This window comes from Pseudomaricurvus sp. ABR4_320 (genome assembly GCF_056159445.1).
Genome location: NZ_JBSWVF010000003.1, coordinates 549170 through 561833, shown reverse-complemented (window position 1 = coordinate 561833; position 12664 = coordinate 549170). Strand labels below are relative to the sequence as shown.

The window sequence follows — 12664 nt, the reverse complement described above, 5'->3', positions numbered from 1 at the left end:
TGCGCGCCTGCGTAATAGTTGCAGGCCTTGAAGCGTCGTCATCACCAGTCCGAATGCTGGTGCTCAAAATCTCTTTGAGCGTATCTCTGCGCCCTTGTAAGAGTGGCGTAACTTAAATTGGAGGGGGACTCCTGGTGATCATAAAAAATGTAAGGCGTTTGGGAAAAAGGGCTGGTTTGATAGCCGCAGTAGGTGCAGCTTTATCTGGTGCTCATGCCGGTGCAGCGGACTATGGGCTGGCGCTGGTGCTGGATGGCTCTAGTAGCATTTACTCTTCAGATTTTAGTTTGCAGACCGGAGCCTATCAAAGTATTTTTCAGGATGATTTTTACAGTAATTACATTGTTCCTGGTTTGGATTCTGGCGATACCTTTATGGTGAGTGCGTACCAATTTTCCACGGGTGTTGTTCAGGAGATTGGATATACACTGATTGATAGTGATGCATCTGCCTATGATTTTGGTTCTGAGTTTTCTAATATATCTCAGCAGTATGGCAGTACCAATACTGCAGATGCTGTAGAGGTCGCATCTGCAGATTTAGTGGCGAGTGATTATGATGCAATGATCATCGATATCTCTACGGATGGGTACCCCAATTCTCAAGCTGCTGCTATTGATGCTGCTGAAATCGCCTCGGATCAAGGGGTTGCCGTTAATGCGCTGGGTGTGGGATTTTCGAATAATGCATTCCTTGACGAATCTACATCGGCAGGCGGTGGTTTTTATCTTGAGGCGGATTCGTTCGATGAGTTTCAAGATACATTGGCAGCAAAGCTAGCAATAGAGACTGGTTCCGGCGGGTTGCCGCAAAACCCTATGCCGCCTGGAGTGGTCAATGCTGTGCCAGAAATAAACGGCGCCACCGCATCGGTTGGGGGCTCGCTGGTTGCAATCTTAATGCTTCTGTTGTCGGAGCGTCGTCGCTTTTCTTCTGATTTTTCTGCCTGATTATCAGCGCCGAGGTGATGTTTGTCTCCTCGGCTTCTCAACTGCGCTCATTTCGCCTTTCGTAATTTTCCTTCGCTCATAAGCTTGCTGGCTTATTGCCGCATATCTGTCTAAGTGTGCTCTGAATATCCCTTTCGTTGCCATCGTTGTTTTGCGGGTGCTGCAAGTGCATTATTTCTCCTTTGGATGCGAGAGACGGGTCCGCCGATGTCTGACCATTTTCGTCATAGGTTTGTTGCTTTGGCAACGTTATTTGAGGCATCGTTAGCTCACCCGTGTTAAAGGAGAGTATGTGTATGCGTGGAAACATAAAGGATTTGATGGCGACCTTGCCTCAGCAGGGGAGAGTGGTTGATATCCTATTGCGTCCGGCGAAAGGTGAAATGATGTTGTCTGTTGAGAAGGTTGAAGCGAAGCCGGGAGAGGGTTTGATTGGTGATCGTTTCAAAGGTCGGATCGACAGCAAGCGGCAGGTGACGATATTTCAATATGAAAATCTCGCGGTTTTGGCGTCGTTCCTGCAGCGCTCTTCAATTGATCCTCGTTTGCTGCGTCGCAATTTAATCATCGAAGGCATAAATTTGCATGCCCTATCGGGGCGCACATTCAAAGTTGGAAATGTTTTGCTGGAAGGGGCAGCACAATGTCATCCGTGTTCAAAAATGGAAGTGGCCTTGGGTGCTGGAGGTTTTAATGCGATGCGGGGAATTGGTGGACTTTGTGCTCGTATATTAGAGGGCGGTGATATCTGTCGTGGAAATTCTGTTGTTGCTTATGAGAAATCGTAAAAAGTTTCAAGTTTTGCGTCAAAAGAGATCAAAACTGAATATACAAAATGGCATTGGTTCTCTAAAATTCTTATAAAGAATTAATGAAGTGGTAATGACATGGTGGGGCGGTATTCACAACAGGAAAAAGGGGGGCGCCCAGCAGGGCGTGAGCGTGGAAGCGGTTGGCAGGCCGAGAAAAGCGCAATTACTCGAAACGCGATTATGGAGGCGGCCGTAGAGTGTTTGATTGAGTTAGGATATTCGCGCACAACAACAGCGCTGATTGCACAGTATGCTGGCGTTTCTCGCGGCGCGATGATGCATCATTTTCCTTCACGAATATCTGTGTTTAAAGCACTGATTGCACATTTGCAGGAAGCTCGTTTACGCGAATATGCGGCGTTGATGGAAAATATTGATCAGCCTGCGCAAAATCTGACTCGTGATGATGTTTATGCAGGTATTACTGCTGCCTGGAAGTACGTTAACTTACCTTCTTTTACCGCGTTTCAGGAGTTGGTCGGCGCGTCGCGGACAGATCAAGAGTTGCGAGCCATACTTGAGCCCGTCGAAAAGGCGTTTGAAAAGCAGTTCATTGAAGCTGTGCGAGAATTGTTTCCCCATTGGTCGGGGCACGAATTTCTGGAAACCGCTAATGATTTGGTGTTGTTTACCATGAAAGGCGTTGCCGCGAGCATTGTTGCTCAGCGCAAAACAACTCGAGCGAAAAGTCTGATGAATTATCTTACAGATATGATTTGGGCTGGTTATACGCAAGGGACTGAGCAGCGCGTCGCCAGCTAGGCGTGGTGCTTGTTATTCGCTTCTAACGCGTTGTCGAGCGACCCAGCGGACATGCCGTTGTATGGCGTCGTCTTGCTGTAGGGCTGTCAGCGAATTAAATTCGCTGGCAAGCGTTTGCTCATCATAAAGTTTGTGCAGGCCTTTATGGCACGGCTGGCAGATCCAAATACCTTGGCTTAACTCCTCGCGATTATAGTGCTTGGCAAAACGCTTGCGTCTGTGCATTTTGCGAGGAATCAGGTGGTGAAACGTCAGGCGGGTTTGTCGCTGACACAGTTCGCAATGGGTTGCGTTTGGCTTTTTGGCCACGGCAGAATTGAGGGCTAGTTAGTGACGCGTCGGGTGGGGCGCCACGTTGATATTAAGTTTTGATGGATCACGAGTCCTCCAATAATCATGGATGCGCCGAGAAGCAGTCTTATCGATAGGGTTTCTTGCGCAAAGGTGACGCCAATCGCCAGTGCGACCATTGGGATAATCAGTGGTATGAGTGATACCGTCGCAACAGGCAGTGATTTCAACGCCTGATAGTAGGCCATAAAGCCAGCTAACGATGCAATCAATGCCAGATAGATCAACGACAGCATGCTGATCGGGGTCATTAGTGGCGGGCTGATGCCATCCCAAAGTGCCCAACTCACGGTTAGAAAAGGCAGAGCGATAATCATGGCCCCGTTGGTTTGCTCCAACGGGTGCACGGACTTGCCTCGGCTGAAACGCTTTATGAACAGTGCGCTAATACTAAACAGTAAATTGGCGAGCACGAGCAGTAGTGCGCCCATAAACCCTTCGGGGCTCATTAAGCTGTCATCGCCAAAAATCAATAATAATCCTGCGAACGCCAGCAGCAGAGCGATCCATTGGCGCCGGGTCAATGAGGGTTCGCCGAGTATAGGGATGGCGAGCAGTGCCATGATAAAGGGTGATAATCCAAAAAAGAGAGCGATTACACCGGAGGGCACATACTCCGCGGCGATGTATACGAGCACCATGTTGGGAAACAGGCTGAACGAGGCGGCGCTGTAGATTTTCCAGTGCTGCCGCCATCGCAATGATGTGCTGCTGCCCAGTAGTCGCGAGATAAGAAATCCAAATGCCAGTGCAATGGCAACCCGCCAGGTTAAACCCTCCAAGGGGGTTAATTCCCTGGCGCCAAGGGTAATGGCGAGTGGTGTGGTGGACCAGATGAAAATCACAGCCCAGTAGCAGAGGGTATTTAGCATGGCGTTGTGCGTTATGGTGTAATGCGTTCAGTGTAACCTGTTGGTCTTGGTTAAAGAACCGAGCGCGGTTGGAACACGTAACGTCAAGTTTGGTTGGGTTCTGCCAGTTTTCACGCTGCATGAGGTCCAATACTATTCATATATATCACTGAGCTATGCATTCGCCACAGATTCGTGCGGTGTCAGCCCAATGACAAGGAGACAGCAATGGCAGACGATCAGGCTGCAAACAATAATCAGCCGCCGGGATATGTTCCCCCGGCCGTGTGGACTTGGGATCAGGAGAACGGTGGCGAATTCGCGAGTATTAATCGCCCCATTTCCGGTGCGACCCACGACAAGGTATTGCCCATTGGTGAGCATCCTATTCAGCTGTATTCCATGGGAACCCCCAACGGTGTGAAAGTTACTATCATGCTGGAAGAGCTGTTGGCGTTAGGGCATTCCGGTGCTGAATACGATGCTTGGCTGATTAAGATCGGTGATGGTGATCAGTTTGGTTCCGGGTTTGTCGAGATCAATCCCAACTCTAAAATTCCTGCGATGATGGATCATTCCGTTTCTCCTCCTTTGAGGCTTTTTGAGAGCGGTTCCATGTTGATCTATTTGGCGGAGAAGTTCGGTGCCTTTCTGCCTCAGGATCTTGTCGGTCGAACAGAAACCATTAATTGGCTGATGTGGCAGATGGGCTCTGCGCCCTTTGTCGGGGGTGGTTTCGGGCATTTCTATAATTATGCGCCGTTCAAAATTGAGTATGCGATAGATCGGTACGCGATGGAAACCAAGCGTCAATTGCACGTGCTCGATACCCACCTTGCTGAGCGCGACTATTTGGCTGGTGATGCCTACACCATAGCGGATATGGCGATTTGGCCCTGGTATGGTGCGATTATGCGTGAAGCCTATGGTGCGCAAGAGTTTTTAAATGTGAAAGAATACACTCACCTTGATCGCTGGGTGGAGCGTGTTGGATCTCGCCCTGCGGTTCAGCGTGGGCGGATGGTGAATAGAACCTTTGGTGATTTGTCTGAGCAATTGCGAGAGCGGCACAGCGCAAGCGATTTTGAGAATAATCGTGAGGATCAGGTGCAGGCTCGAGGTGGTGAGCGCCTCTAAAGTGCGCGGAAAGAGGCAGGCCTTTGGTTTGCCCCTGACTGCATGTCTGCTGTCGAGAGGCGCAAGTTCAGAAGCTGAATTGTGCCGAGACGCTGATTTCCCGTGGGTTACCTGGATAAAGCCGGTAGTCGCGATTACCTCCGACAAAGTAATCTTCGTCCGTGAGGTTGGACAAGTTTAGTGCGTATTTCACTTTATCTCTTTCATAGTAAAAGCCCGCGTCAACCAGCGTATAAGAGGGAAGGCGAACGCGCAGTGTTTCGTCTTCATCTGTGTAGCGCTCCGATTCGTAGTTGATGCCCAGGCTGGCTCCGATTAGCCCTCCCAGTATTGGAGATGGGTAGTTGTAGCGCATCCATACAAAACCGTTGGTTTCTGGTGCGAAGGCGGGTGGATTGTGGCGCGTGTTATCGTCCAGTGTTGCGCTGACCTCTGCATCCAGTTGGGTCAACCCCGCTTGCAGTTGGAGATTGTCTGTCACCATGTACTGTAAATCGGCTTCGACGCCGCGGCTGGTGATCTCGCCGACGGGCTCGTTGTAGTCGCCGTTGTTTTCAACCACATCTTCACGGGTAATATCAAAACCACTGATTTGTAGGTTCAGTCGCTCGTCGAGTGCTGTCAGTTTGAAGCCTATCTCGAATTGCTCACCCTGTTCTGGATCCAGTTGTTCGCCATTGCGATCATAGGTGGCCACGGTCTGTGGGTTGAAAGATTGTGCGTAGCTCGCATACAGGGATGCTTGGGGGGTAATCTGATACACAGCGCCGCCACTGAAATTCAGGCTGTCTGTATCTGTTTCGTCATCGTCTGTGGTGTCTTCGTCACGATAATAAAGGTGGTAGTCGCCTTCTTGAAAATCTGCCCTGAGTCCAGCGACCAGGGTCCACTGTTCGTTCAGGTGAATTCGGTCGAATGCGTATAAGCCGTAGTTGTACAGATTCCACCGGCGAAAGCTGCCAGGATCATCTTCCAGTACGCGCCCGGTATACTCGGGATTGTAGATCGCAATATTGGCTCCGCGGGTGTCAAAGGCAATACGGTCGTATTGGCGGTACTCGTAGCCACCGTTGACGCCAATCAAGAGGTCGTGTGTGATGCCAGTGTCAAAACTGTAGGTTAGATTGGCATCGATAAAGTGGTATTCCCGCTCATTATACTGGTGGCGGTTGCGGCGACGTATGGTGTCGTCTTGTACGCTATTGCTTTCGTAGAGGTTGCGGTCATCCTCGTGCCAGACGCTACGCCATTTTACGTTTCCGACAAGTGAATCGCTAAATTCGTGCTTTAAGCTTGCGGCCACTACGTAGCCTTCATCGTCGTCACTGTCGCCAGGTTCTTGGTAGTAAGTGTCGATATCGGCTGCGGTGCTGAGATCGTGGTTGAGGACGAAAAGGCCGTCGTCGCCTGAGCGGTCTTCTTTTTGGTATTCAAACTGGATATCCAGCCGGGTCTCTGGGGCTGGCTGCCAGGAAACGCTGGGGTATAAATAGACGGTCTCCTCTTCGACATAGTCTCGAAAACTGTCTCCGCTCTCTGTGCCAGCGACCAGTCGGTACATCCAGGTGGCGTCTTGAGTGAGTGCGCCCGTGGTGTCTATCGATAGTTCCGCAGTTGCGTCGCCATAACCTGTAAACTGTCGATAGTTGGCGTTGAGTTGAGTGGCGCTTTCAGCTTCTGGCTTTTTCGTAATGATATTGATCATGCCGCCGGGATCCATCCAGCCGTAAAGGACTGATGCTGGCCCTTTCAAAACCTCCAGGCGTTCTACGTTGGCCGTCGGTGGGGAGCCAAATCGGGAGGCGAGGCCCGGTAGCCCGTCGACCTGGATGTTCTGTAAATCCGAGCTGATGCCCCTTACGGTAAACGCATTAGCATTGGTGCCCGCGCGAGAAAATCCGGAAATGTATCCGTAGGCATCTTCGAGGGTGGTGGCCTTCAAGTCTTGCAGCATGGTGTCATTGATGACGCTGACGCTAAATGGGGTATCCAGCACGTCGGCAGACATTTTCAGGGCGGTATCGCGAGACCGCTCGAAATACGAGGACTGGCGGCCAAACACGATGATCTGCTCCAGTTCCTCAGCTCCTTCTGCGGTATGGCCGCTCAGTGGTAGTAGGCTGGCAGGAAGATAAAGAAGGGCGACGAGCGAGTGCGGTAAATGTTTCATGTCGTTAAGTAGGAGGGAATATTGGGAGTTATCCTCATGTTAATTGTAATGATAATTACTATCAACTAGTGTTCTGGTGATTTTGATTGATGTTGGCGTGCTGGCCGTCGTGTTGTTAGGGCTGTCAAAAAACTTTTATATTTCTCCTGTAGGGTGAGTCGCCCCGATGGATCGCGCGCCAGTTACCTGTCAAATCCCGTTTGGCGGGTAGCGGTCTCCCAAATGGCAGTTTTCAGGCTAGATTTGGGGGTGTGGAGTGTAAAGTTGGCTGGGATCGCCCGGTAACTGGGAACTATTAAGAAATGTGAAGGGTCTGACTCTTGCGCTCATTAGAAGAAGATCGGAGCGGTGGCAACATGCTGGTATGCCGCTTTGATAATCTTCCTTTGCTTAAAGAGCCCGCCAAAGCAGTGGGCCATCGACAGAGTGTCGAAAAGCTGTGAGTGCGTTGTTTGAGTTTGTGGAGTTTATTTATGAGAAATGCAGCGTCTCACTATGCACGGGTCGCAGGCAGCGTTATTGCTGTGGGCGTGCGTATGTCTTCCGCAATCCTCTCTGCTGCGCTCAACGGGTTAAGTCTTTTTACTTGTTCTTCCGTCGCGATGGTCAAAGGCCTGCAACGCTGCAATACATCTTTTGCTCAGCGGCACGCGCTTAGTAGCACTGTTGCTGGTGAGCTTATGCATTGGATGATGGAAAGGGCTGGGTCTTCCAGGGCCGTCGTCAGACGCATGTTTGCCACTTCAATAGTAGCGTTTGCTGGCGTGAGCGAGTTAATTCAGCGGGAAGTAAACGATTTGAAATGGTGCCCAGGAGAGGACTTGAACCTCCACGGCCGTGAAGCCACTAGCACCTGAAGCTAGCGTGTCTACCAATTTCACCACCTGGGCATAGACGAGACAATACGTCGTCTCGGCGAGGACGCGCATATTAGTGCTGCAAAAATGCCTTGTCAATGCATCGAGCGGGATAATTGCGCAGATTATTAGGAGGGTTTTGGTAATAATCGGCTTTGGACGCCGGTTACATTCACAAGAGGGTTAATCGAATCTAGACTTATGTTACAGAGCACACATTCCGCCTATATAATCCTGCGCGGTTTTCACTTTCAAATCTTCAGGCAAAAATGCAGATAACCAATTTTTCCAAACTTCCCGGCAAATCGTTTCAGCTGGAAAATCTGTTTGGCAGTCGTCGTCTCCGGAGCATTGTCGTTCTGGTGTTGCTCCTTTTGCTGGGGTTTCTCTGTGCGCGTTTAGTCTGGATACTGTTGACTCCCGCGTCAAAATCCATTGAGGCTAGATTGGCAGAGCCTGTCAATGAAGTCGTGGCCACCGGCGGTGGCGGCGGTACGATTGACATCGCCTCACTCGAGTCGATCAAGCTCTTTGGTGAAGGCAGTGCTGATGCCGACGCCGATGGGGCGCTGGAAGAGCTCGAAGACGATATGGATTCCCGGGCGGTCGATACAAAATTACAGTTAACATTGAAAGGTGTGATGTATGATGGACGCAAGGGTGAAGGCGGTGCCATTATTGCACAGGCCGCCTCCCAGAAATTTTACCAGGTTGGTGATCAGCTGGACGTCAGTAGTCGCGTAAAGCTGGTCGAAGTCATGACCGACCGGGTCATTTTGGATAACAATGGACGCTTCGAACGCCTGTGGCTGTTTGATGTGGATGCGGAACCGCTGGCGACCCGTAATTCGGCTTCGCCACCGATCAGCCGTATGCAACGTGGCGTTTCTCAGGATGAGGTCGACGATCTCCTTAGCGATATTCAGACGGTGGGCTTTGATGCCATTTCTGAAGTTCTTAGGTTTTCTCCTGCAAGGGCCGATGGCGTTTTACAAGGCTATCGTGTGGCCCCTGGTCCCCAACCTGAGTTGTTCAAAAAGCTGGGTTTTCAGCCCGGTGACATTATTACTGCAGTAAACGGCATGCCTTTGGATAATCCTCAGAGCACGCTGGATGCCATGCGTGAACTACAAACTATCGATACGGCCAATCTGGATATTACCCGTGGTGACCGTACCCTGTCCCTTACGATAAGTGTTGAATAATGGTTAAGAAACTACTCTCCAAGAACTTTGCTCGGCCGCTTTCGGCGGGGATCCTTACGTTGATGCTGGCCGGACCCGTGATGTCCCAGGAAGAGACCTGGAATGTGCAGTTCCGCGATGCGGACATCAAACAGGTTATTCAATGGGTGGGCGACGTCACCGACAAAACCATGGTGATTGATCCAAGGGTTAATGGTCGGGTAGAGATTATCTCCAAAGAGCCGCTCAATCGCGTGCAGGTTTATAACCTGTTCCTGGCGGTTTTGGATATCCACGGTTTTACCGCGGTGGATGTGGGCGACATCGTGCGAATTATTCCCGTTAAAAATGCACGTACAACGCCGACACAATTTCTTGAGGCAAATGAGAAAACCGAAGAGGCGCAAGTCACTCGTGTCATCAAGCTGGAAAATATCGATGCGTCCAAGTTGATTCCGGTTATTCGACCGCTGGCACCTCAGCATGCTCACGTGGCGGCCTACGGACCTGCGAACGCGATCATTATTACAGACACGCCCCAGAATATTGAGCGCTTACAGCTTATTGTCGATCATATCGACCGGCCGTTTTCGACCGAACTTGTGCAACTGCAATATGCCCAGGCTGACAAAATGGTGGAAGTTCTGACCAAGCTTAGAGCGTCTGGCAATGCTGGCGGCGGCGGTGACACTGCTGAGGTGAAGATCATTGCTGACAGCCGCTCGAACGGTGTTTTGGTTAGCGGCGATGACGGCCAGCGTGCTGCAATTCGTGAGCTGATCGGCCGTCTGGATAAGCCAGGCCAAAAAGGCGGCGAAATTCAGGTGGTTTATCTCGAATACGCCCGCGCTGAGAAAATGGCTAAGGTGTTGCAGAATGTTCTGCAGAGTATGTCCAAGCTGAAAGGTAATGAATCGGCGACGTCTGATAAAGCCTCTGTCGAAGCCGACGAAGACACCAACTCACTGTTGATTACCGCCGACCTGGAGACTCAACAGTCTCTGATGACTGTGATCGATCAGCTGGATATTCGCAGGGCTCAGGTCTTGGTTGAGGCGATTATTGTTGATATCTCAGATATCTCCGGTAAGGAGCTGGGTGTGCAATGGTTGTTTGTCGATGGGGATAACGGTTTTGGTAGTTCTATCAATAGTGGTAGAGAGGATCTGATTACTGGCAGCGCATCGGCTCTGTTGGATGAAGATGGCGACAGCAGCGATCTGGTTTCTGCGCTTGGCTCTACGGCTGGGCAAGTGCTAGGTGTTGCTGGTAGCAGTGGTACGGACTTCCTCGCGATTATTAATGCTTTGCAGGATGAGTCTGGCGCCAATATCCTGTCGACGCCAAACATTCTCACCATGGACAATAACGAAGCGACTATTACTGTCGGTCAAGAAGTGCCGTTTGTGACGGGTTCATACACATCTACCGGTGATTCATCGTCAGTTTCCAACCCCTTCCAGACCATTGAGCGGGAAAATGTGGGTATTACATTAAAGGTTACCCCTCATGTTAACGAAGGGGATTCCATTGTTCTCGAAATCGAGCAAGAAGTTTCCAGCTTGAGTAATTCTGCGTCGGTTGATGCGTCTGACATTATTACCAATGAGCGCAAAATTACCACGCAGATTCTTGCCAAAGATGGGGCCACGGTGGTCTTGGGTGGTTTGATGTCTGATGAGGTTCAGACATACGAGCAGAGAGTGCCATTGTTGGGCAGCATCCCGGTTTTAGGGCACCTATTCCGCTCGGAGAGCAGCGGTGTGACTAAAACCAACCTGATGGTATTCCTGCGCGCCAGTGTTATTCGTGATGATGAAAAGCTCGCCGGTGCAACTGGCGAGAAGTACAAGTACATTCGCGAACAGCAGAGTGCCAAGTATGATACTGACGCGATCACTATTCGGGGCAAAGAATTTCCTATCCTGCCAGAGTGGAAGGAAACGGTGAGCAATCCTTCTGGTGCTCCGGTTGGTGGTTCCCCGTCGCCATACACTCCGAAGGAGACTGAAGATGGAACCGATGAAGAGTAATGCATTGGTCGCTGAAGACCCTTTGAGCGAGGCGCCAGTCGCTGGCTTGGATGGTCAGCCGGATGAGGATGCCTTGCCGCCGGATGAAGAGTCTTTACCCGCGGCAGCGCGACTGACTTTTGGTTATTGTTCTCGCCATGAGGTGCTGTTACAGGAAGATACTTTGTATCACACCCCTAAGATTACCGTTGAGGTACTGATGGAGCTGCGCCGGATGTTGGCGCGCCGTTTTGCCTTGGTGGAAGTTAACGAAGAAGACTTCCGTCGGCGTCTTTCTCAGCACTTTCAGATGGGTGATGATGCGGCTCGTCAGGCTGCGGATGAGTTGGATGCGGAAGACCTTTCCCGTCTCGTGGATGAGCTGCCGGAAGAAGGCGACATCATGGCGGATGGTGCCGATGCGCCGGTGATTCGACTGATCAACGCTGTGCTGTCGCGCGCAGTTCAGGATCAGGCGTCAGATGTTCACATAGAGCCTTGCGAGGATCGTGTGGCGGTTCGCTTTCGGGTCGACGGTGTTCTCAGTGAGGTGCTCTCCCCTAAACCGGCGCTGGCTGCGGTACTGGTGTCGCGACTTAAGGTTATGGCGCGGCTGGATATCGCGGAAAAACGTCTGCCCCAGGATGGCCGGATTACGGTCAGGTTGGCAGGGCACGCGGTTGATGTGCGTATGTCGACCATTCCTTCCGCGTATGGTGAGCGAGTGGTGTTGCGTTTGCTGGATAAGCAAGCAGGCCAGCTTTCTGTCACTCAGCTGGGTATGCCTCAACAGGTCAATGACGGACTGATAGGCGGTCTGCAGCGGCCTCACGGTATTATTCTTGTGACGGGGCCGACAGGCTCCGGTAAAACGACGACCCTATACGCGGGTCTGAGTCATATTAATGACCGCAAACGGAACATCCTGACGATCGAAGATCCGATCGAATACTTACTGGCTGGTGTCGGCCAGACCCAGGTCAACGCGAAAGTGGATATGACGTTTGCCCGTGGTCTGCGCGCCATTTTGCGACAGGATCCTGACGTGGTGATGGTGGGGGAGATCCGAGATGGGGAAACTGCCTCGATCGCCGTGCAGGCATCTCTGACAGGTCACTTGGTGCTGTCTACCTTGCATACCAATACCGCGATTGGCGCAGTGACGCGGCTGCTGGATATGGGGGTTGAGTCCTTCCTGTTATCTTCAAGTCTTGTGGGGGTGCTGGCGCAGCGTTTGGTTCGGCGGCTATGCCCCGAATGTAAAACCATGCAGGCACCCACAGAGCTGCACCGTAAAATGATGGACTTGCCAGCGGACTGCCAGGTAGGTGTGCCCCAAGGCTGTAGTCATTGTAATCACAGTGGTTATCGCGGTCGTCTCGGCGTCTACGAGATGATCAACATTAATGACGCCATGCGTCAGTTAATTCACGACAACGCCGGTGAGCAGAAATTGCTGGCTGAGGCGCGTAAAAACTGCCCTTCCTTAGAGGAAGACGGTCTGCGCCGGGTTCTCGCTGGTGATACCAGTGTGGAAGAGGTGGTCCGCGTGACCCAGATGTCGCGCTAGTTTATGGA

The 12664-nt window shown here is 51.3% G+C and carries 10 protein-coding genes and 1 tRNA gene; 7 read left to right on the top strand and 4 right to left on the bottom strand.

The genetic code is table 11. The annotated features are described in order from the left end of the window. Nucleotides 1–134: 134 nt before the first annotated feature. From ACXAFR_RS08665 to ACXAFR_RS08655, 3 genes are all read left to right on the top strand, one after another. Nucleotides 135–950: a DUF1194 domain-containing protein gene (locus ACXAFR_RS08665; protein ID WP_475175638.1), complete on the top strand. Its 816-nt coding sequence runs from the start codon at nucleotides 135–137 to the stop codon at nucleotides 948–950. A 296-nt stretch (nucleotides 951–1246) separates the two neighbouring features. Further along, on the top strand, nucleotides 1247–1738 hold the full coding sequence (locus ACXAFR_RS08660; RefSeq protein ID WP_475175635.1) for an MOSC domain-containing protein: 492 nt from the start codon (nucleotides 1247–1249) through the stop codon (nucleotides 1736–1738). A 99-nt stretch (nucleotides 1739–1837) separates the two neighbouring features. Continuing rightward, complete coding sequence (locus tag ACXAFR_RS08655; protein ID WP_475175632.1) at nucleotides 1838–2524, top strand: TetR/AcrR family transcriptional regulator; 687 nt, start codon at nucleotides 1838–1840, stop codon at nucleotides 2522–2524. A 12-nt stretch (nucleotides 2525–2536) separates the two neighbouring features. Here ACXAFR_RS08655 and ACXAFR_RS08650 read toward each other — a convergent pair whose 3' ends face one another. Continuing rightward, nucleotides 2537–2833, bottom strand: a complete 297-nt coding sequence (locus ACXAFR_RS08650; protein WP_475175629.1) for a hypothetical protein — start codon at nucleotides 2831–2833, stop codon at nucleotides 2537–2539. Nucleotides 2834–2847: 14 nt separating this feature from the next. Then, the gene (locus ACXAFR_RS08645; RefSeq protein ID WP_475175626.1) at nucleotides 2848–3747 is read right to left on the bottom strand and encodes a DMT family transporter; all 900 of its coding nucleotides are present in this window, start codon (nucleotides 3745–3747) and stop codon (nucleotides 2848–2850) included. A gap of 207 nt (nucleotides 3748–3954) precedes the next feature. On the opposite strand from ACXAFR_RS08645, the gene yghU reads away from it, so the two are divergent. Beyond that, on the top strand, nucleotides 3955–4863 hold the full coding sequence (yghU, locus tag ACXAFR_RS08640; RefSeq protein ID WP_475175625.1) for a glutathione-dependent disulfide-bond oxidoreductase: 909 nt from the start codon (nucleotides 3955–3957) through the stop codon (nucleotides 4861–4863). Nucleotides 4864–4930: 67 nt separating this feature from the next. On the opposite strand, the gene ACXAFR_RS08635 is transcribed toward yghU, so the two are convergent. Both ACXAFR_RS08635 and ACXAFR_RS08630 read right to left on the bottom strand, forming a co-directional pair. Continuing rightward, complete coding sequence (locus tag ACXAFR_RS08635; protein WP_475175622.1) at nucleotides 4931–7033, bottom strand: TonB-dependent siderophore receptor; 2103 nt, start codon at nucleotides 7031–7033, stop codon at nucleotides 4931–4933. Nucleotides 7034–7836: 803 nt separating this feature from the next. Next, nucleotides 7837–7923 (bottom strand) — tRNA-Leu (locus tag ACXAFR_RS08630). 236 nt (nucleotides 7924–8159) lie between these two features. On the opposite strand from ACXAFR_RS08630, the gene gspC reads away from it, so the two are divergent. The 3 genes from gspC to gspE are packed head-to-tail and all read left to right on the top strand — an operon-like array spanning nucleotide 8160 to nucleotide 12656. Then, entirely contained in the window at nucleotides 8160–9095 is a 936-nt protein-coding gene (gene gspC / locus ACXAFR_RS08625; RefSeq protein WP_475175621.1) for a type II secretion system protein GspC, read from the top strand. Beyond that, a complete protein-coding gene (gene gspD, locus ACXAFR_RS08620; RefSeq protein WP_475175620.1) occupies nucleotides 9095–11107 on the top strand; it encodes a type II secretion system secretin GspD in 2013 nt (670 codons plus the stop codon). Before gspC ends, gspD begins: the two co-directional genes overlap by 1 nt. Continuing rightward, on the top strand, nucleotides 11097–12656 hold the full coding sequence (gene gspE / locus ACXAFR_RS08615; RefSeq protein WP_475175846.1) for a type II secretion system ATPase GspE: 1560 nt from the start codon (nucleotides 11097–11099) through the stop codon (nucleotides 12654–12656). Before gspD ends, gspE begins: the two co-directional genes overlap by 11 nt. Nucleotides 12657–12664 lie beyond the last annotated feature (8 nt).